Source organism: Aquimarina sp. BL5 (assembly GCF_003443675.1).
Classification (GTDB): domain Bacteria; phylum Bacteroidota; class Bacteroidia; order Flavobacteriales; family Flavobacteriaceae; genus Aquimarina.
Window position 1 is genome coordinate 2,470,178 of sequence record NZ_CP031963.1, and the last position, 20,356, is coordinate 2,490,533.

Here is a 20,356-nt window from a genome sequence, read left to right on the forward strand (position 1 = left end):
ATTTAACCTGAATTTATTAACAGAAAACTAATTACAAACTAAAATTATGGCAATAACCAAGCAATACTTAAAATCAAAGCCAATCTGTAAAGTTACTTTTTCAGTTCCAGCAAAAGAAGCAATTAATGTTTGTGTAGCAGGAGAATTTAATGAATGGAATACTGAAGCTACGGTATTAAAGAAATTAAAAAATGGCACATTTAAAGGAACTTTGAACCTACCGAAGGATCAAAAATTCGAATTTAAATATGTTGTAGATGGACAATGGACTAATGAATCTGAAGCTGATGGATATCAGTGGAACGATTTTGCTGCTGCAGAGAATAGTTTACTTGTACTTTAATAAAAAGATATTGAGGTTGTAGCCACTATTCTACAACCTCAATTCCTTTCCAAAATGCTACGTATCCCTTTATTTGCTTAGCCAGATCACTAGTTTCTGGATAATACCAAGCTGCATCCATATTTTCTTTCCCGTTTACTGTAACAGTATAGTACGATGCAACTCCTTTCCAAGGGCAATTAGTATGAGTTTCACTTGATGTGAAAAATTCCTTTTTAATCGCTTCAGGTGGAAAATAATGATTATTTTCAATCACCTTTGTATCATTACTTTCTGCAATGATCTCATTATTCCAAATTGCTTTCATATTTTTAATTTTTTAATTTAAAAAATCTATTCCGACTTTTTAAACACATAATTTTTATAATACTCATTTTCATCAGTAAAAGAACTCGTAATTTTAAATCCTGATTCCTCTGCCAACCACTTAACCGTATCATCATCATACTTCTGAGAAATCTCGGTATGAATGCTTTCCCAAGCTTCAAAATGCACTTGCAAAGACAAACAATCGATATCTACAGTTTGCTTTTTTGTACTTACAAGATAGCTTTTGGCTGTTCCTGTTTCTGGATCATATACCTCCCAATGGATAAAAGAATCTAAATCAAAATTACCATCAAGTTCTTTATTGATTCTTGCTAAAACATTTTTATTAAATGCTGCAGTCACACCAGATTTGTCGTTATAGGCATCTAAAACTTTCTGTGGATGTTTCTTTTGATCAAAACCTATAAATATAAGATCATCGGGATGCATTACGGCATTCAACTTTTTCAAAAACTGAATAGCTCTTGGGTGTAATAGGTTACCTATATTAGATCCCAAAACCATAATCACTTTTTTACGATCACTAATATGTTTTAGTTTATCTAAAACTTCAAAATATTCTCCTATCTGGCCCTGTACTTTAAGAGTAGGTAATTCTTCAAAAAGATTTTTGACTAATCCATCAATCGCATTTTCACTAATATCTATCGGATGATAAGTAACAGGGTATTTTTGATCAAGTAATTCGTTTAGTAATACCTTGGTTTTTTTACCATCACCAGCACCTAATTCTACAAGATCAAAACCTTCTTTATGAGTATCGAAACTTTGTAAAATATCGGTTTTATGTAATTGAAAAATATCATATTCTGCATTAGTAAGATAATACTCTGGTAAATCCATTATCTTTTGAAAAAGCTTATCCCCTACTTCATCATAAAAGAACTTAGAGGATAAATATTTAGGGAAAGTTGTTAGTCCTTCATGCACTTCTTTACCGAAAGTACAAGTTAATACGCTTTGATCTTTTGAATTCATGTATTGGGAATTATTTATTTTTTATTAATCGCAATCCATTAAATTGCCATCTTAGCTGCGGGTGAAAAAAGTTACGATACGTTGGTCTTGTATGATTTTTAGGAGTAGCTACAGAACCTCCTCTAAGTACTTTTTGATTAACCATAAACTTGCCGTTGTACTCTCCCAGAGCTCCAGGAGCTTTGGAATAATTAGGGTAAGGTAGATAAGCACTTTCTGTCCACTCCCATCTTGACCCCCAATCAAAAAATTGTTGCGCCGCTTCCCATTCAAATTCTGTTGGGATGCGTTCTCCCTTCCATTGAGAAAAGGCAAATGCTTCATAATAAGATATATGCGTTACTGGAGCATTAAGATCTAGAGTCTTTAATCCTCTTAGCGTATATTGATGATATTTTGAATCAATTTCATGCCAGTACAAAGGTGTTTTTATATGATTATTCTTTATCCAATCCCAGGCTTCTGCATGCCATAAAAGGCTATTTCCATAACCATTATCATCAATAAATTCTAAATACTCTTTATTCGTTACAAGGCTTTTGGCTATGCTATATTCTTCTAAAAACACCTTATGAACTCCTAACTCATTATCATAGCAAAAATCGTCGCCTCTATAACCAATCTCATATATATCCTCACTCATAGTATGATACCCTGAAGAAGATTGGATATTAGGATTTTCGTTAAAAGTATCATTATACTTAGGCAATAATGGATTATTTCCTAATATATATTTAATATCCGTAAGTAATAATTCTTGATGTTGTTTTTCATGATGGATACCTATCTCTACAAGAGATCTAATTTCTTTATTATCCACCTCTTCCAATAAAGAATGTAAATTATTAGTTACATAATCTCTATACTCGTATACTTCACTAACGGTAGGCCTGGAAAGATTTCCCCTATTAGTTCTTATCACACGTTTACCGATACTTTCGTAATAACTATTAAAAACATATGCGAAATTATCGTGAAACCGAGCGTAACCTGCTTTATATTTAGAAAGAATAAACTCTTCAAAAAACCAAGTAGTATGACCTAAGTGCCATTTTGGAGGAGAAACATCTACTATAGGTTGAACTACGTAATCTTCGGTCTGAAGTGAAGCACAAATTTCTTCTGAATGAGCTCTAGTCTCTAACAAAGAAGAAAGTAAATTATCAGTTATTACCATAAAAAAAGAGTGTATTCGATTTACGAATACACTCAAATTTAATCATTTTTATCTTGACACTACTTTATAGCAGAGTTAATCCAATGTTAAAAATCTTCAAGTATTTATTTTGGTTTAATAAAAGTAATTGGCACTTCATAAGCAACGGCAATGGGCTTTTTACCCCATTTACCTGGTTTCATCTTAGGAATTGCTCTTATAATCCTAACAGCTTCTCTCTGAAGATATCTATGAGCGCCTTTTACATCTATTACCTCCGGCTTCCCTTTGTTATTAATTATAAATTCCACAGTAACGGTACCCTCTAATCCGTCTTTTTCGGCAATTTCGGGGTATCTAAAATTTCTAATAATGTGATTTCTCAAACTATTATCAAAACACTTAAGTGGACCCTGTCTGGAATCTTCACATTTAGGCCACATAGGTGTTATTCCTTTTTCATTTGCATTTTCCTTAGACAGAATAATATTATCCTGAGCAAACAAAAAAGTTGAGCATAAAATTGTTAAAATAAGTAGTAGTTTTTTCATCATAAATTCAGTTTAAATTTAGGGATTTAGGGGGGAGTTAAACTGCAACTGCACCCTTTATATGAGGATGCGGATTATAGTCTTCCAGTATGAAGTCATCAAAAACGAAGCCAAAAATATTTTTCACCTCAGGATTGATCCTTATGGTTGGTAATTTTCTTGGGGTTCTGGATAACTGTAATTCTAATTGTTCTATATGATTATTATATATATGAGCATCTCCAAACGTATGTATAAACTCTCCTGGGTCATATCCGCATACTTGCGCCATCATCATAGTAAATAAAGCGTAAGATGCTATATTGAAAGGTACTCCTAGAAATATATCGGCACTTCTTTGATATAATTGACAAGATAGTTTTCCATCTGCAACATAAAACTGAAAAAAAGCATGACACGGAGGCAATGCTGCTTTACCATTTGCCACGTTCTCAGAAAAAGATTTTGAGGTATCTGGCAAAACACTAGGATTCCAAGCTGATACCAACATTCTTCTGCTGTTTGGATTATTTTTTAACGCGTCTATGATTTCTTTAATCTGATCAATTTCATCACCATTCCAATTACGCCATTGGTGTCCATAAACAGGCCCTAGATCTCCATTTTCATCTGCCCATTCATTCCAAATACGAACTCCATTCTCTTGTAAATACTTAACATTGGTATCTCCATTCAGAAACCATAGCAACTCATAAATAATTGATTTAAGATGTAGTTTCTTTGTAGTAACCATTGGAAAGCCTTCACTCAGATCAAAACGCATTTGATAACCAAAAACACTTTTAGTTCCAGTTCCTGTTCGATCTCCTTTTTCATTGCCATTTTCCAGCACGTGTCGCACTAGATCAAGATATTGCTTCATATTCCCTTAATAACTTTCTTTTGGGTTTGTTAAATAAATACTAATTCTAGTCAAATATACAAAAAATAGGTTTCTAGATATCTATTAATATGTAGATTATGAAATAGTTGTAAAACCTATTTCATAAATGTGTTTCCTACAAAAAAAACCTATATTTTTTATCCAATAATCATTCCGGCAATCGTAGCTGACAATAATGAAGCGATAGTTCCTCCGATCAGTGCTTTCATTCCAAACTCTGATAATGTTTTTCGTTGTCCCGGAGCAAGCGATCCAATCCCACCGATTTGAATTCCTATAGATGCAAAATTCGCAAATCCGCACAACATATAAGTAGCCATTATAACAGATTTGTTATAGGTTAAATGCGTGGCATTTGTTATATTTTTTAAATCTGCTAATTGTATATAACCAACGAACTCACTAGCTGCTAGTTTTATCCCGAGAAGCTGGCCCATTAAAGCAATATCTTCTTTAGCAACTCCGATCAACCACATTAATGGTGAAAAAAGATATCCTAAAATAAGCTCAAGAGATAAGTTTTCGTAAACTGTGTTTGATGCTATCCAAGCGTTTATAGAGGTGATGTCTCCAACCCAACTTAACATACCATTCAGCATAGCAATAAAAGCTACAAATACTAATAACATAGCACCAACATTTACAGCTAGCCTTAAGCCTTCAGTTGTTCCATTAGCAATAGCGTCTAAAATATTAGATCCTATTTTTTCGGAAGAAACATGTACGTCTGTATTAATTTCTTCTGTTTGCGGAAATAGTATTTTAGAAATAACAATTGCTCCTGGCGCTGCCATTACTGATGCCGCTAACAGGTGTTTTGCAAATTGCAACCTTAAAACTGGGTCATCTCCGCCTAAAAATCCAATATAAGCTGCTAGTACAGCTCCTGCAACTGTAGCCATGCCGCCAATCATAACCAATAGCATTTCAGACTTATTCATCTTTTCTAAATATGCCTTAATTAAGAGAGGTGCTTCAGTTTGGCCCAAAAATATATTACCCGCAACACTTAAACTTTCTGCTCCTGATATCTTTAAAGCCTTAGTTAATAACCAAGCTAAGCCTTTTACTACTCTCTGAATAATACCCAAATAAAATAACAAGGAGGTTAAAGCCGAAAAGAATATAATAGTAGGCAATACTTGAAATGCGAATATAAAACCAAAGGTATCCATATCTACAACTAAACCTTCGAACAGGAATTTACTTCCCGCTCTAGTAAAGTCTAAAACACTAACAAAAAGGCCTCCAACCCATTCAAATATAGTTTGAACAAAAGGCACTCTTAAAACTCCAATAGCAATAATTAATTGAAACCCGACACCTAATCCAACTGTTTTCCAATTAATAGCCTTTCTATTGCTACTAAATAAAAACGCAATTAACAAGAGCGTTAACATACCTAAAACTCCTCTCCAAAAACTTGTAAAAGAAAACCCTTGATTCGGGATCAGTTCATTCTTTGCTACTACTGGAACTACTTCAGCTATTTTCTTTTTAACAACAAGGGAATACATAAGATCCTTTTTTGATAAAACCAAGGTAGAATCAGTAATGCTTTGAATTTTGTATTTTATGATAGAATCTTCAACTCTTTCTGGAAAAAAAAGCAGCACCTTATTTTGTGTTACATAATCACCATTAAGTATTTCTAATTGGTCATTAAACGAGTAAGAAAACAAACCTTTATCCAAAAGTAAATAATCTTTCTCTCCGACTTGAAAAGTATTTTCAGACTCTCCTTTTACACTTTTTAAAACCCACTTTTTCTCAATAGATTGAGCCGAGATTACAGTAAAAGCAAATAATGATAACAGGAAAGATAATAGTCCTTTTTTCATAAAATAGAAGTAATATTATAATATTTCGGAATATGCGGTAAAAGTGATCAAAATTTAACCACGTTTTGAAATTTCATCTCTGATTCTTGCTGCTAATTCATAGTCCTCATTAGCGACTGCTTGTTCAAGCATTCGATTCAATTCTTCGAGAGATAAATCCTGATAACTGGTTTCCTTGCCCACCATTTCCACATCATCAGAAACCAATTCATCTACCAACAGGCTTTCGGGATCGTCTTCATCGGCTTTTTTAGGATTTACTTTTAAATAAATTCCAGCTTGATCCAAAATATTCTTGTACGTAAATATAGGTGCTTGAAAACGCAATGCTAAAGCGATAGCATCACTAGTTCTAGCATCAATAATCTCTTCGATTTTATCACGTTCACAAATGATACTAGAATAAAAAACGCCATCCACCAGTTTATGTATAATTACTTGCTTAACAACTACATCAAATCGATCAGCGAAGTTTTTAAATAAGTCATGAGTTAATGGACGGGGAGGTTTAATCTCCTTCTCTAACGCTATTGCTATGGATTGTGCTTCGAATGCACCAATAACAATTGGCAATTTTTTTTCCCCATCTACCTCGCTTAAAATCAATGCATAAGCACCATTTTGGGTTTGACTGTACGATATTCCTTTTATGTTCAGACGAACTAAACTCATAGTAATTTTCAATAAAAAAAAGGCTGTTTGAACAAATGGACTTTACCTAAGTTCAAACAGCCCTTGATTGGGCACAATTTATGAAAATTATGCGTTATTCGCCTTAAATTCCTTTAATTTTTCGATTAACTGAGGTACTACCTCAAAGGCATCACCAACAATCCCATAATCTGCAGCCTTAAAGAATGGTGCTTCCGGATCATTATTGATTACTACTTTCACCTTACTAGAATTGATACCTGCAAGATGCTGAATAGCTCCTGAAATTCCTACAGCGATATACAAGTTAGTTGCCACAGGTTTTCCTGTTTGACCAACATGTTCTCCGTGAGGTCTCCATCCCATATCACTAACTGGCTTAGAACAAGCTGTAGCTGCTCCAAGAACATCTGCAAGTTCCTCTATCATTCCCCAGTTTTCTGGCCCTTTAAGACCTCTTCCTCCAGAAACTACAACTTCTGCATCTGCTATAGAAACTTTATCAGTAGCTCTGTCCACTGAAGTTACATTAACTGTAAAATCTTCATCAGATAATGAAGGATCAAACCCTTCAACCGCGGCTGCACCTGAAGCTTCTTTAAGTCCAAAAGCATTATTTGACAATCCTATAACCTTAACATCTGTTGAGATTTCAGTAATGTTAAATGCTTTATTCGTAAAAGCTGTTCGCTTTACTGTAAAAGGAGAAGCACTTTCTGGCAAAGCAACAACATTAGAAGCATATCCTGCATTAAGATTTACAGCTAACATAGATGCCAAAAACTTACTATCTGCACTAGAACTTACTACTACTACTTTAGCACCTTCTTTATCTGCTGCTTGTTTTAATGAATCCGCATACGCTTTTGCATTAAAAGTAGTTAGTTTCTCATTTTTAATTTCTAATACTTTATCTACACCATAGTTCCCAAGCTCACTACTATCATCGGCATTAACACTAACGGCGGTAACTGTAGTACCGAGCATATTAGCAACCTCTTTTGCATAGGATGCTACTTCGAAGGCTGCTTTTTTAAACTTTCCTCCTTCACTTTCTGTGTATACTAAAACTGACATATGTACTATTTTTTTATGTTGAACCTATACTAAAATAGGTGTCCTTTTATATTATTATATTGCTTTAGCTTCGTTATGTAATAACTCTACTAACTGACCTACATTATCCGGAGAAACTAAAGTCACCTCTCCTTTTGGAGCTGGTTTTTCGAATTTAACCGCTTTTGTCTCCTGAGAAGTTTCAACCGCATCCACAACGGTAAGTGGCTTTTTACGTGCCATCATAATTCCTCTCATATTAGGAATACGAAGATCACTTTCCTCTACCAAACCTTTTTGACCACCAACAACAAGTGGTAGTTTTGTGGTAGAAGTTTCTTTTCCTCCATCAATCTCTCGAATAGCAGTAGCTGTATCTCCTTCTACTTCTAATCCAATGCAAGTATTTACAAAATTAGCTTCTGTAAGGGCAGCCAACATTCCAGGCACCATCCCTCCATTATAATCAATTGACTCTCTTCCTGCAATTACAAGATCATAACCTCCATCTTGCACTACTTTTGCTAATTGCTTAGCTACATAAAAACCGTCAGTAGCCTCTGTATTTACTCTAATCGCATTATCTGCTCCGATTGCTAACGCTTTTCTTAGAGTAGGCTCTGTTTCTGCTCCACCAACATTTACTACATCAACAGATGCACCTTGCTTTTCCTTAAACCACATAGCACGGGTCAATCCGAACTCATCATTAGGATTAATTACAAACTGTACTCCATTTGTGTCAAATTTAGTATCCCCTTCTGTAAAATTAATTTTAGAAGTAGTGTCTGGCACATGGCTAATACAAACTAATATCTTCATTTTATATAGGTATTTTTTGAGAATTTAATAATAAAAGCGAAAGTACAAATAAAATGTCGAATTTACTATGCATGCATAGTAAATTTTTCAATTTTCAGTGATCAGTAAAGGGTATTAATTGCTACTTTTGCGTTTCGAGTAGCACAAAAATAATTATTTTATAAATGAAAACGATACAATTCAGAGAAGCAATTTGCGAAGCAATGAGCGAAGAAATGCGCAGAGATGAGTCTATTTACTTAATGGGTGAAGAAGTGGCTGAGTATAATGGAGCTTATAAAGCTAGTAAAGGAATGCTTGACGAGTTTGGATCAGATAGGGTTATCGATACACCTATTTCTGAATTAGGCTTTTCTGGAATCGCAATAGGAAGCGCCATGAATGGTAATCGTCCTATTGTAGAATATATGACTTTTAACTTTTCATTAGTTGGTATTGATCAAATTATCAATAATGCTGCAAAAATGCGTCAAATGAGTGGGGGTCAATTTAACATTCCTATTGTTTTCAGAGGTCCTACAGCTTCTGCAGGTCAATTAGGCGCTACACATTCCCAAGCGTTTGAAAACTGGTTCGCCAATACTCCTGGATTGAAAGTTGTTATTCCATCTAATCCAAAAGATGCTAAAGGATTATTAAAATCTGCTATTCGTGATAACGATCCTGTAATCTTTATGGAAAGTGAGCAAATGTATGGTGATAAAGGTGAAGTTCCAGAAGGTGAATATACCATTCCTCTTGGTGTAGCAGAAACCAAAAGAGAAGGTAATGATGTAACTATCGTTTCTTTCGGAAAAATAATTAAAGAAGCTTATAAAGCAGCAGATGAGCTTGCTAAGGAAAATATATCTTGTGAAATCATTGATCTAAGAACAGTTCGTCCTCTTGATCTAGATGCGATTTTTTCTTCAGTTAAAAAAACAAATCGATTAGTAATACTTGAAGAAGCATGGCCTCTTGCTAATATCGCGTCAGAAATTACATATCAAGTTCAATCTAATATTTTTGATTATTTAGATGCTCCTATTATAAAAATAAACACAGCAGATACTCCTACTCCATATTCTCCTGTTTTACTTGAACAATGGTTACCAAATAGCCAAGATGTTGTTAAAGCTGTCAAAAAAGTAATGTATAAATAAAATGAACCCTTTTCTTTGTGTTTGATAGTTTTCAGATTTTAATTCATTTTTCACTAATATTGGCTCGGAATTTGATAAAACTATTTTGATTTATAAACATCAATACTTATTAGGGTACTTTGAAATACTTGAATTATATATTTAAAATGTTTTGTTTTAAACTTTAATACTAAGCTTAAAACAAAACATTTTAAAATTTGCGTCATTGAAGGTAGGGTATTTATGTATTGATGTGTTTAAGTTAAAAAAACAACAACATTTAAATTGATTAAACAGAGTTAAATTTTAATACCGGTAATTAATATCAAAAAAAAGAGGACTTAGATGTTCCTTTTTTGATTTAAAACAGGTTGAATTATTTCAATTAAAAAACCGGTCCAATGATGTTCAATCATAATTATTTAAAAATATTAGATGAGATATTGGGTTTTAGGGTTTTTATTTTTTGTTTTTAGCAACTCTTTCATTTTCGGACAGACTAAAGTTAGTGGTCATGTATATGACAGCAACAAACAAGCTGTTCCTTTCGCAAATATTGTTTTTGTAAATTCTACAATAGGAACCATTACAGATGAAAATGGTAAGTTCTATATGGAATCTGACCAAAACCACAATAGTATTAAAGTTTCTTTTGTTGGTTTTGAAACAAAAACAATAAAACTTTCTAAACGAACTACTTACAACATGGAGGTTGTTCTTGAAGAAGAAGCAGCTTCTCTGGATGAAGTTGTTATATACAAAGGTAAAACCTCTAAAAAAAATAACCCAGCTATAGATATCCTTCGTAAAATTTGGGACAACAGAAGAGTAAATGGCGTTAAAAAATTCAAGCAATACAACTACGATAAGTATGAAAAGTTAGAATTTGACCTTAATACTATCGATAGTGCATTGGTAAATAGTAGGATCTTTAATGGTATGGAATTTATCTTTGAAGATATCGATACTTCCAGAATAACTGGAAAAACATACTTACCCATTTTTCTGAATGAGGCTATATCCAAAGTATATGGTGATAATGAACTTAACGAACTTAAAGAAGTTCTTCAAGGAAACAAAAATGCAGGTTTTAGTGATAACCAAACACTTATTGCTTTCGTGAAAGATCTATACTCTGATTACGATATCTATGATAATTATCTAAAGTTCTTTGATAAAAGTTTTACAAGTCCATTATCCAGAACCGGAATCAGCGTGTATAACTATGTCCTTTCTGATAGTGCTTACATTGGTGATAAATGGTGCTATAACATTATATATTATCCAAGAAGAAAAAACGAACTAACTTTTAAAGGAGATTTTTGGGTAAATGATACAACCTGGGCAATCAAAGAAATTAATCTAGAAGTTACTAAGAGTGCTAATATTAACTGGGTAAAAGACCTATATATTGAACAAGAATTTGACGTTCTTAACGATTCTATATTTTTAATAACAAAAGATTATTTTCAATCAGATTTTGCCTTCAATAAAAAAGAAAAATCTCGAGGAGTATATGGCAAAAGAACAACTCTTTATGATAACTATAAATTTGATCAGAAGAAAGGCAGAAAATTCTATCAGAGCCAAGTAGATCCTTATAATCAAGAAATTTATAATCGTGATGATTCATTTTGGACAAATTCCAGAATGGAAGACCTAAACAAAGATGAACAAAAAGTATACAAACTTTTAGACACATTAAAAACTGTTAAAGCATTTAAAAGATTATATAATATTGGAACCATATTAGCTACAGGGTATGTAGAATTTAATGGTTGGGATTTTGGTCCTTTATTTTCTACCGTTGGTTATAACACTATAGAAGGTTTTAGATTAAGAGCTGGAGGTAGAACTTATTTCACAGCAAACGACCGATGGAGAATAGAAGGATATGGTGCATATGGTTTTAGAGACAACAAATTTAAATATGGATTATCCGGAAAATATCTTGTTGACCGAAAATCCAGACTGATTGTTTCTGCTGGGAATCGAAGAGATGTAGAACAACTTGGAGCCAGCCTTACCAACACTAATGATGTAGAAGGTAGAAGTTTAGCATCTTCCTCTATTGTAGCAACTGGAGATAACAGTAGACTGACTTCTATTAACTTATCCGCCTTTTCCATGCAAGTAGAACCCAGAAAGAACTTTACTCTTGGGGTTACAGGGTCTTTCAGAACATTAAAACCCGCAGATGATGATTTATTTAGTTTAGATTTTATTGATCCCGATACTGGTGAGATAAAATCTGAAATAAAGCAGGCCGAAATAGGAACCTCTTTAGCATATTACCCTGGAAGAAAAACTACTGGATATGGTGTAGATAGAGTTATTGTTAATGATGGTGACTTTGCTCAATTATTCCTTAATTATTCTGTAGGTTTAGACCATATATTAGAAAGCGATTTTGAGTATCAAAAGCTTCAATTTTTTTATAGACAACCTTGGAATATTGGTGGATTTGGAGTCTTAAATAGCTCTTTAGAAGTAGGAAAGACTTTTGGAGAAGTTCCGCTTGGTTTATTAAGCGTAATACCTGGTAACCAAACTTATTTATCGATTCAGAACACATTTCCTTTATTAAACTTTTATGAATTTGTGACCGACACTTATGCTGCAGTTCATATGGAACATAACTTTAATGGTAGAATTTTTTCTAGAATACCGTTATTGAGGAAATTAAACTTACGTGAACTTGTCGGTATTCGAGGAGTATGGGGAGAACTATCTGATGAAAATATAGCTCTGGACGCTTCTGGCTTTTTGCAAACTGTTGGAGCTCCTGATGACGAAATATATTGGGAATATAGCGTTGGCGTAGGAAATATCTTTAAAATCTTTAGAATTGACTTCCACTTCAGAGGAAATTACTTTGATAATCCGGATGCGCGTAATTTTGGGGTAACAGGATCCTTTGGGTTCTATTTCTAAAAACTGGAAATAAATTCGTTAACACTAATCTATTTGTACTAATTATTAGTGATTTCAATCTAAAAAAATTACCAAATACATTTTTACGAAAAGCTTATAGGTTACCATAACATTAAAATTTAAGGTATAAACCTGTTATTTTTGGTTATAAATTTTAACCAACCCCTTGTAATACTTATATTTGCCGCCCATAAAAATGAGAATAAGAATATGAGCGCAGCAACCCGCGAAAGTTTCGATGTACTAATCGAAATACCAAAAGGAAGTCGTAATAAGTATGAATACGATTTTGATATAAAAAAAATTCGTTACGATCGCATGATTTTTTCTTCTATGATGTATCCTGCAGATTACGGATTCATACCAGAAACTTTAGCATTGGATGGAGACCCATTAGATGTTTTGGTATTAGTAACAGAACCTACTTTTCCTGGATGTGTAATGGAAGTAAAACCAATAGGTGTTTTCCATATGGCAGATGAAAAAGGCCCTGACGAAAAAATTATTTGTGTTCCCGTAGCGGATCCTATAGCTAGTCGATTAGCAGATCTAAAAGAAATGAACCCACACTTAATAAAAGAAATAGAACATTTTTTCCAGGTTTATAAAGATCTCGAGAAAAAGAAAGTTGATGTTGGTGGATGGGGAAATATAGATGAAGCTAGAGAAATCATTAAAGCGTGCGTAAAACGTTTTGAAGATATGCCAAACAAACCCGAAGGTCTATTTAGTATTCACTAAAGTTCATACGAAAAATAAATAAAAGCGCAATATTTTTAATAAAATATTGCGCTTTTTCTTTTTAGCTTTATTTTACTACATTTAGTCACTAATTAACTAAAAACACATTTAATGGAATCAAATATGATTTATATGCCAATTGTTTTGGCAATATTAGGGCTTATTTATATGCTGGTTAAAAAATCTTGGGTAATGAAACAAGATGCCGGTGATGGTAAAATGAAAGAAATTTCAGATCATATCTACGAAGGAGCCTTAGCTTTTTTAAATGCAGAGTACAAATTACTTGCGATATTTGTGGTAATAGTTAGTGTATTACTAACCATTGTTTCTTTTGTAGTACCTACTACTCACTGGTTAATTGTAATTGCTTTTATATTCGGAGCCGTTTTCTCTGCTTTTGCAGGTAACATAGGAATGAAAATAGCTACAAAAACTAATGTAAGAACAACGCAAGCCGCGCGTACTAGTTTACCAAATGCACTTAAAATTTCTTTTGGAGGTGGTACTGTAATGGGACTTGGTGTTGCAGGTCTAGCTGTATTAGGCTTAACTGCTTTCTTCATATTCTTCTTTCACTTTTTTATGGGCGGAGAATGGACCAATACAATGGACATGACCATCGTTCTAGAGACTTTAGCCGGATTCTCTCTTGGAGCTGAATCTATTGCGCTATTTGCTCGTGTAGGTGGAGGGATCTATACGAAAGCAGCTGATGTAGGAGCAGATTTAGTAGGTAAAGTAGAAGCAGGTATTCCTGAAGACGACCCACGTAACCCTGCTACAATTGCAGATAATGTTGGAGATAATGTTGGAGATGTTGCAGGTATGGGTGCTGATTTATTTGGCTCTTATGTAGCTACTGTATTAGCGGCAATGGTACTTGGAAACTATGTAATCAAGGATATGGGAGGTGCAATCTCTGATCTTTTTGGAGGCATTGGCCCAATTTTATTACCAATGGCAATTGCCGGTGCAGGAATTATCATCTCTGTTATTGGTACCATGTTGGTGAAAATTAAAAGCAATGATGCTAAAGAAGCTCAAGTAATGGGAGCACTTAATGTTGGTAACTGGACATCAATTATATTGGTAGCAGCAGCTTGTTTCGGTTTGTGCAAGTGGATGCTTCCTGAAACAATGAAAATGGAGTTCTTCGGAGAAGGACTTATAGAAATTTCCGCAATGCGCGTATTTTATGCAACACTTGTTGGACTAGTAGTTGGTGCTGTGATTTCATCGGTAACGGAATACTATACAGGATTAGGTAAATCTCCAATCCTAAAAATTGTACAGCAATCAAGCACAGGTGCAGGAACCAATATTATAGCAGGTTTGGCGACGGGTATGATTTCTACATTCCCTTCTGTATTATTATTTGCAGGAGCCATTTGGGCATCTTATGCATTTGCAGGATTTTATGGCGTAGCATTAGCCGCTTCTGCAATGATGGCTACAACCGCTATGCAATTAGCAATTGATGCATTCGGACCTATATCCGATAACGCCGGAGGAATTGCAGAAATGAGCGAACAAGAACCAATCGTAAGAGAACGCACTGATATATTAGATTCAGTTGGAAACACAACAGCTGCAACTGGCAAAGGTTTTGCTATTGCTTCTGCTGCATTAACATCTTTAGCCTTATTTGCTGCTTATGTAACCTTTACAGGCATAGATGGAATCAATATTTTTAAAGCTCCAGTATTAGCAATGTTATTTGTTGGAGGTATGGTACCGGTAGTATTTTCTGCCTTAGCAATGAATGCCGTTGGAAAAGCAGCTATGGAAATGGTGCAGGAAGTACGTCGTCAGTTTAAAGACATTCCAGGAATTATGGAAGGTACAGGAAAACCTGAATATGATAAGTGCGTTGCAATTTCGACACAAGCTTCCTTAAGGGAAATGATGTTACCTGGACTACTAACTATTGGATTTCCTTTAGTAATAGCATTTGTTCCATTATTATTCGGAATGGATACCTTGGCAATTGCCGAAATGTTAGGAGGATATATGGCAGGAGTTACCGTATCTGGTGTTTTATGGGCAATATTTCAAAACAATGCAGGTGGTGCTTGGGATAACGCAAAAAAATCATTTGAAGCTGGTGTAGAAATTAACGGAGAGATGACTTACAAAGGCTCTGATGCTCATAAAGCTGCCGTGACTGGTGATACCGTTGGAGATCCTTTCAAAGATACTTCAGGACCATCTATGAACATATTAATCAAACTAACCTGTCTTATCGGACTTGTAATTGCACCTATACTTGGTGGTCATACTTCTGAAACTGCAGTAGCAACTAACGAAATCGAAGTTATTGAGACGAAATCATCTTCTAACCCAGTTGAAAAACAAATCGAAGTTAAGATGAATATGCACGGAGATATAGCCAATGCTGAAGTTACTATTACAAAAACCCAAGATGGCAAGACTGCTGTAGAAACCAAAAAATTGAAAGGTACAGAAGAAGAAGTAAAAATTAAGATTGAAGAAATTAGAGCTTCTATAAAATAATTTTCAAAAGCTATCCAATAAAGAACCTCGCTAATTAGCGGGGTTTTTTATCTTTATACTTTAAGAAAATTCTATGTTCAAAAAAAAACCATTACGAATTAACTCTTATCTAGGGTATGGAACAACAACCAGACTAAGAGCAACTGGTAGAGCTTTAGAAGATGAGAACATTAACTTTGATGGTAATACAGGAATTCTTAAAACACTATATAATATATTTAAACAGTTTGAAAGTGATGAAATAAAAAAAGCCCGTATCGAGCTAAAACTATCAAATGGTCAAAAATTCTCTACGTCTACGGATTCGGAAGGATACTACCATTTTGATGAACTTCTATCTGATACTTTTCTATTAGCAGATAAAGAAGAGTGGATACCCTATATTGTTTCCTACAAAAGCGATAATAAAAGGATCATACAGAACAATGTATTTGAAGGAAGAATGCTAACACCTTCTAAAAATGCTTCATATGGTATCATTAGTGATATTGATGATACTATTTTGCATACTGGAGTTGCTTCATTATTCAAATGGAGAGTGATTACAAATACTTTTTTAAAAAATTTTGACAGAAGATTGCCTTTAGAAGGAACTGTTCAATTCTATCAAAAGTTAAAACTAGGTAAAAACACTACACCAATTAACCCTATATTTTATGTTAGTAATAGTCCCTGGAATTTATATGATTACTTAACGGCCTTCCTAAAAAAACACTATTTTCCTGAAGGTCCTATTTTACTAAGAGATTTTAGAACACCTTTTGATAAAACACCTAAGCCTATAGTACCTCATAAACAATCTGAAATTTTAAATCTCATAGAAATATATCCCAATTTGAAATTTATTCTTATTGGAGATAGTGGAGAAAAAGACGCAGACATCTATACCGAAATAGCAATAAAACACCCTAATAGAATTTTAGCCATTTACCTGAGAAGTGTAAATCATAAAAGAAAAGAAAAAAGAATCACCAAAATCATCAATTCTTTTACCACCACTCCCATCCTTCTTGTTCACTCATCACAAGAAGCTGAAGAACACGCAAGACAACACGGGTTTATTTCTTAATTTTTCAAACTTCTAACTTCTGAAGTAAGCGTTAACATTGCATCTTGCAACTGCTTAATACCTGCAGCATCAGAATTAGCATCAATATTGAAACTAAGCTTACTATTCACTTCCCAAACCTCAACAACCTGATGTGTTTGAATGGTGTACGGTAAATAATCAACATTAAGAGAAATCAATGTCAACACAGAAGAATCCTCATTCTTCCTCACTTTTTTCACCACTACACTATCCTGCAACACCACCACATAGAGTGCATTACTTCGTAATTCAGAAAGATTATTTACAGCTCTACCTATTACCCATTCTTTGGGCTCTAAAACAGGTAACATGCTATCACCTTCTACCTGAAAACCTCTATAAGTAGCATTTCTATATTCTGGAAGAGGAATATCAAAAGCAGGTAATTGCTGATACCAATCCACATCCTGAACATTATGCGGGTAACCAGCTGCTGCTTTTACATTAACAAGAACTATGTTCTCATTATTTTCTGAATCTACAGTCACTATTTTTGGTGCAACATCACCATTATGCAACTGAATTCTCTTTTGCTCACTTTCGCCAAACAACCAAAGAGGATTTACTCCAAACTCCTGAAGTAATTTAGAAACGACTTTCCCTGAAATTTTCGTTTTCCCTCTTTCTATATCCGCAGTAGAATTTTTAATATTAAGAATTCTAGCAAAATCAGATTGTGTAAAATGATTTTCCTCACGGATCGATTTAAAGCGTTGAATGGTTTGGTTAGTTAAATTATCCATACAACTTTGATTTATAAATTAGTATACATTTCTGTTACTCGGATTTGGGATAATTATGCAACAAATATACTATTTTTTGGAATATTTCCAATTTTAACACCATTTCATTTTTATTTTGTTGGAATATTTCCATAAATTTGGAAAAATTACTAGTTAACCAAATACATATGGCATCACAAATTGTTTTACACCGACCAGAATCAGAAAAAACTATTCGATATTCGTTAAATAATTCAATTCCTGCGACAGAGGAACTTTACAAACGGTTAATCGAAAAAGGTTTTCTCTTTAAAAGAAACCATAAGATTCATAACTACACTTTTGATTTTTACTCTCCTTCACTAAAAATTGCCATAGAGATTGATGGATACGCGCACGAATTCTCTGAAGTTTATAGTCAAGATACTCCGAAAAAACTACACATCCATTCCTTAGGCATAACAGTATTACGTTTTACTGATTATCAAATTCTAGTAGATATAGAAGAAATTTTTAGAGCTTTAAAACATCAAATTAAGCTATCCAATAGAAGCAGATATGTCGTTTGAGAGAACTCGTGAAAAGCTCTCGATTCTTGCGGATGCCGCCAAGTATGATGTATCCTGTGCAAGTAGTGGAGGAAAAAGAGAAAATACTAGTAAAGGTATAGGTAATAACACGGGCATGGGTATATGCCATAGTTATACCGAAGATGGTCGTTGTGTATCGTTATTAAAAATTTTGCTCACCAATCATTGTATTTTTGACTGCGCGTATTGTGTTACCCGTAAAAGTAATGATATAAAAAGAGCAGCCTTTAAAATACAGGAAGTTGTAGACCTAACCATTAATTTTTATCGTAGAAATTACATAGAAGGATTATTTCTTAGTTCAGGAATTTTTAAAAACTCTGATTATACTATGGAACGATTGGTTGCAGTTGCCAAAAAACTTCGGTTAGAAGAGAATTTTAACGGATATATTCATTTAAAGTCAATTCCAGGAACCAGTGATGAACTGATGAGAGAAGCTGGACTCTACGCTGATCGTCTAAGTGTTAATATAGAAATACCCACTATATCGGGACTTAAACTTTTAGCACCCGATAAAAAACACGAGGATTTTATGAAACCTATGCAAAAGGTAAAAAATGAAATCCTTCAATACAAAGCAGAACGAAAAATTATAAAAAGTACACCTAGATATGCTCCAGCAGGACAAAGCACTCAAATGATTATTGGCGCTACGGGAGAAAGCGATAAAGACATTATGTATTCTGCTACTTATTATTACAAAAAGTTTAATATGCGAAGGGTATATTATTCTGGTTATGTTCCGGTTACGACAGATCATCGTTTACCTTCTTTACAGACCGAAGTACCCATTCTCAGGGAAAATCGATTGTATCAAACAGATTGGTTATTAAGATTTTATGGATTTTCGATTAGCGAATTATTAAATGACCAATATAAAAACTTAGCACTTGATATTGATCCTAAATTAAGTTGGGCATTACGTAATTTGGATTTTTTCCCAGTTGACATTAACAAGGCAGACAAAAACATTTTGGCTAGAATACCTGGAATTGGGATGCAATCGGTTTCAAAAATACTTCAGGCAAGAAAATTTAGAAAATTAGATTGGACACATCTTAAAGCAATTGGTATCGCATTAAATAGAGCACAATACTTCATTACCTGCAACTCCAAAGACTTCTACCACAAAGATCTTACTCCACTAACGCTTAAGAATATCATTCTAAAAAATTCTAAAAGTAAATACACTAAGTATTTTACGAATCAATTGAGTCTTTTCTAGTACATCCAGATATGAATCCACAAACCATTTTATTATATGACGGAAGTTTTGATGGATTTTTAACCTGCATATTTACTGTATATGAGCAAAAAATAGATGCTCCTATTATTAGAAAAGAATCTGAACCAAATAATCAGCTATTTACAATTTCTGAAACAATTATTACTGATGAAACAAAATCTAACCGAGTATGGAAAGGTATAAAAACTAAAATACCATCCTCTCAACAGAAAATTCTTTTTAAAGCTTTTCTAAGTGAGATTAAAGGAGTGGAAAACACGCTTCTATGTTATATTCAGAATATTTTCGACACACCCAATTCTACTATTATTGATTACAGCAATAAAGATATTCTTAAAATAAGTCAAGTAGCTAAAATGGTTGGAAGGGAAAAACATAGAATGGAGGCTTTTGTTCGATTCCAACGAACAAAAGATGATATTTTTGTTTCCACTGTTGAACCTGACTTTAATGTTTTGCCATTGTTGATACATCATTTCAAAGATCGATATGCTGACCAAAAATGGTTAATCTATGATATTAAGAGATCATACGGACTATATTATAATCTTGATAAAGTAGATATTATAACCTTAGACTTTTTTTCAAAACTAAATACAAATATTCAAAAGGAAAATTATGCTGATAACGAGTTAGATTTTCAGAAGCTATGGCAAACTTATTTTAACAGTGTTAATATCAAATCCAGAAAAAACTCAAAACTACATATGCAGCATCTTCCCAAGCGTTATTGGAAATACTTGACAGAAAAAAACGAAATGTAAAATAAAATGTTAAATTT

Annotated in this window: 19 protein-coding genes; 9 read left to right on the top strand and 10 right to left on the bottom strand. The window is 33.6% G+C overall.

Annotated features, from left to right (window positions below; genetic code table 11):
• Positions 1–46: 46 nt before the first annotated feature.
• A complete protein-coding gene (locus tag D1818_RS10665) occupies positions 47–343 on the top strand; it encodes an isoamylase early set domain-containing protein (protein WP_118458778.1) in 297 nt (98 codons plus the stop codon).
• A gap of 25 nt (positions 344–368) precedes the next feature.
• Here D1818_RS10665 and D1818_RS10670 read toward each other — a convergent pair whose 3' ends face one another.
• The 9 genes from D1818_RS10670 to D1818_RS10710 form a co-directional block, all read right to left on the bottom strand.
• Positions 369–650, bottom strand: a complete 282-nt coding sequence (locus D1818_RS10670) for a DUF427 domain-containing protein (protein WP_118458780.1) — start codon at positions 648–650, stop codon at positions 369–371.
• Positions 651–676: 26 nt separating this feature from the next.
• On the bottom strand, positions 677–1,651 hold the full coding sequence (gene egtD, locus D1818_RS10675) for an L-histidine N(alpha)-methyltransferase (RefSeq protein WP_118458783.1): 975 nt from the start codon (positions 1,649–1,651) through the stop codon (positions 677–679).
• A 10-nt stretch (positions 1,652–1,661) separates the two neighbouring features.
• Positions 1,662–2,828, bottom strand: a complete 1,167-nt coding sequence (egtB, locus tag D1818_RS10680; RefSeq protein WP_118458785.1) for an ergothioneine biosynthesis protein EgtB — start codon at positions 2,826–2,828, stop codon at positions 1,662–1,664.
• Positions 2,829–2,932: 104 nt separating this feature from the next.
• Positions 2,933–3,358 carry an energy transducer TonB gene (locus tag D1818_RS10685; protein ID WP_158596900.1) on the bottom strand — a complete coding sequence of 142 codons (426 nt, stop codon included), beginning with the start codon at positions 3,356–3,358 and terminating at the stop codon, positions 2,933–2,935.
• A gap of 37 nt (positions 3,359–3,395) precedes the next feature.
• On the bottom strand, positions 3,396–4,220 hold the full coding sequence (locus D1818_RS10690; RefSeq protein WP_118458789.1) for a thymidylate synthase: 825 nt from the start codon (positions 4,218–4,220) through the stop codon (positions 3,396–3,398).
• A gap of 158 nt (positions 4,221–4,378) precedes the next feature.
• Positions 4,379–6,082, bottom strand: a complete 1,704-nt coding sequence (locus D1818_RS10695) for a NupC/NupG family nucleoside CNT transporter (protein ID WP_118458791.1) — start codon at positions 6,080–6,082, stop codon at positions 4,379–4,381.
• A 54-nt stretch (positions 6,083–6,136) separates the two neighbouring features.
• A complete protein-coding gene (locus D1818_RS10700; RefSeq protein WP_118458793.1) occupies positions 6,137–6,754 on the bottom strand; it encodes a bifunctional nuclease family protein in 618 nt (205 codons plus the stop codon).
• A gap of 87 nt (positions 6,755–6,841) precedes the next feature.
• Positions 6,842–7,810 (bottom strand): electron transfer flavoprotein subunit alpha/FixB family protein, encoded by a 969-nt coding sequence (locus D1818_RS10705; RefSeq protein ID WP_118458795.1) that lies wholly within the window; start codon positions 7,808–7,810, stop codon positions 6,842–6,844.
• A gap of 54 nt (positions 7,811–7,864) precedes the next feature.
• The gene (locus tag D1818_RS10710) at positions 7,865–8,611 is read right to left on the bottom strand and encodes an electron transfer flavoprotein subunit beta/FixA family protein (RefSeq protein WP_118458797.1); all 747 of its coding nucleotides are present in this window, start codon (positions 8,609–8,611) and stop codon (positions 7,865–7,867) included.
• A gap of 164 nt (positions 8,612–8,775) precedes the next feature.
• Between D1818_RS10710 and D1818_RS10715 the strand changes: the two genes are divergently transcribed.
• From D1818_RS10715 to D1818_RS10735, 5 genes are all read left to right on the top strand, one after another.
• Positions 8,776–9,753 carry a pyruvate dehydrogenase complex E1 component subunit beta gene (locus tag D1818_RS10715; RefSeq protein ID WP_118458799.1) on the top strand — a complete coding sequence of 326 codons (978 nt, stop codon included), beginning with the start codon at positions 8,776–8,778 and terminating at the stop codon, positions 9,751–9,753.
• Between the two features lie 414 nt (positions 9,754–10,167).
• Positions 10,168–12,666, top strand: a complete 2,499-nt coding sequence (locus D1818_RS10720; RefSeq protein ID WP_118458801.1) for a DUF5686 and carboxypeptidase-like regulatory domain-containing protein — start codon at positions 10,168–10,170, stop codon at positions 12,664–12,666.
• Positions 12,667–12,876: 210 nt separating this feature from the next.
• A complete protein-coding gene (locus tag D1818_RS10725) occupies positions 12,877–13,407 on the top strand; it encodes an inorganic diphosphatase (protein WP_118458803.1) in 531 nt (176 codons plus the stop codon).
• 111 nt (positions 13,408–13,518) lie between these two features.
• The gene (locus D1818_RS10730; protein ID WP_118458805.1) at positions 13,519–15,924 is read left to right on the top strand and encodes a sodium-translocating pyrophosphatase; all 2,406 of its coding nucleotides are present in this window, start codon (positions 13,519–13,521) and stop codon (positions 15,922–15,924) included.
• A 73-nt stretch (positions 15,925–15,997) separates the two neighbouring features.
• Positions 15,998–16,993 carry an App1 family protein gene (locus D1818_RS10735; protein WP_118458807.1) on the top strand — a complete coding sequence of 332 codons (996 nt, stop codon included), beginning with the start codon at positions 15,998–16,000 and terminating at the stop codon, positions 16,991–16,993.
• On the opposite strand, the gene D1818_RS10740 is transcribed toward D1818_RS10735, so the two are convergent.
• Entirely contained in the window at positions 16,990–17,757 is a 768-nt protein-coding gene (locus D1818_RS10740) for an XRE family transcriptional regulator (protein ID WP_118458809.1), read from the bottom strand. The two genes, D1818_RS10735 and D1818_RS10740, sit on opposite strands and share 4 nt — an antisense overlap.
• Positions 17,758–17,924: 167 nt before the next feature.
• Between D1818_RS10740 and D1818_RS10745 the strand changes: the two genes are divergently transcribed.
• Genes D1818_RS10745 through D1818_RS10755 form a run of 3 tightly spaced genes read left to right on the top strand, consistent with a single transcriptional unit; the run spans position 17,925 to position 20,339 of the window.
• A complete protein-coding gene (locus D1818_RS10745) occupies positions 17,925–18,305 on the top strand; it encodes an endonuclease domain-containing protein (RefSeq protein WP_118458811.1) in 381 nt (126 codons plus the stop codon).
• Complete coding sequence (locus tag D1818_RS10750; RefSeq protein WP_118458813.1) at positions 18,295–19,554, top strand: putative DNA modification/repair radical SAM protein; 1,260 nt, start codon at positions 18,295–18,297, stop codon at positions 19,552–19,554. The genes D1818_RS10745 and D1818_RS10750 overlap by 11 nt, the downstream gene beginning before the upstream one ends.
• Positions 19,555–19,565: 11 nt before the next feature.
• On the top strand, positions 19,566–20,339 hold the full coding sequence (locus D1818_RS10755; protein ID WP_118458816.1) for a TIGR03915 family putative DNA repair protein: 774 nt from the start codon (positions 19,566–19,568) through the stop codon (positions 20,337–20,339).
• Positions 20,340–20,356 lie beyond the last annotated feature (17 nt).

Bases quoted from the DNA above. Each gene is read 5' to 3' on its own strand.
- D1818_RS10665 (WP_118458778.1), top strand. From the start codon at position 47: ATGGCAATAACCAAGCAATACTTAAAATCAAAGCCAATCTGTAAAGTT.
- D1818_RS10670 (WP_118458780.1), bottom strand. From the start codon at position 650: ATGAAAGCAATTTGGAATAATGAGATCATTGCAGAAAGTAATGATACA.
- egtD (WP_118458783.1), bottom strand. From the start codon at position 1,651: ATGAATTCAAAAGATCAAAGCGTATTAACTTGTACTTTCGGTAAAGAA.
- egtB (WP_118458785.1), bottom strand. From the start codon at position 2,828: ATGGTAATAACTGATAATTTACTTTCTTCTTTGTTAGAGACTAGAGCT.
- D1818_RS10685 (WP_158596900.1), bottom strand. From the start codon at position 3,358: ATGAAAAAACTACTACTTATTTTAACAATTTTATGCTCAACTTTTTTG.
- D1818_RS10690 (WP_118458789.1), bottom strand. From the start codon at position 4,220: ATGAAGCAATATCTTGATCTAGTGCGACACGTGCTGGAAAATGGCAAT.
- D1818_RS10695 (WP_118458791.1), bottom strand. From the start codon at position 6,082: ATGAAAAAAGGACTATTATCTTTCCTGTTATCATTATTTGCTTTTACT.
- D1818_RS10700 (WP_118458793.1), bottom strand. From the start codon at position 6,754: ATGAGTTTAGTTCGTCTGAACATAAAAGGAATATCGTACAGTCAAACC.
- D1818_RS10705 (WP_118458795.1), bottom strand. From the start codon at position 7,810: ATGTCAGTTTTAGTATACACAGAAAGTGAAGGAGGAAAGTTTAAAAAA.
- D1818_RS10710 (WP_118458797.1), bottom strand. From the start codon at position 8,611: ATGAAGATATTAGTTTGTATTAGCCATGTGCCAGACACTACTTCTAAA.
- D1818_RS10715 (WP_118458799.1), top strand. From the start codon at position 8,776: ATGAAAACGATACAATTCAGAGAAGCAATTTGCGAAGCAATGAGCGAA.
- D1818_RS10720 (WP_118458801.1), top strand. From the start codon at position 10,168: ATGAGATATTGGGTTTTAGGGTTTTTATTTTTTGTTTTTAGCAACTCT.
- D1818_RS10725 (WP_118458803.1), top strand. From the start codon at position 12,877: ATGAGCGCAGCAACCCGCGAAAGTTTCGATGTACTAATCGAAATACCA.
- D1818_RS10730 (WP_118458805.1), top strand. From the start codon at position 13,519: ATGGAATCAAATATGATTTATATGCCAATTGTTTTGGCAATATTAGGG.
- D1818_RS10735 (WP_118458807.1), top strand. From the start codon at position 15,998: ATGTTCAAAAAAAAACCATTACGAATTAACTCTTATCTAGGGTATGGA.
- D1818_RS10740 (WP_118458809.1), bottom strand. From the start codon at position 17,757: ATGGATAATTTAACTAACCAAACCATTCAACGCTTTAAATCGATCCGT.
- D1818_RS10745 (WP_118458811.1), top strand. From the start codon at position 17,925: ATGGCATCACAAATTGTTTTACACCGACCAGAATCAGAAAAAACTATT.
- D1818_RS10750 (WP_118458813.1), top strand. From the start codon at position 18,295: ATGTCGTTTGAGAGAACTCGTGAAAAGCTCTCGATTCTTGCGGATGCC.
- D1818_RS10755 (WP_118458816.1), top strand. From the start codon at position 19,566: ATGAATCCACAAACCATTTTATTATATGACGGAAGTTTTGATGGATTT.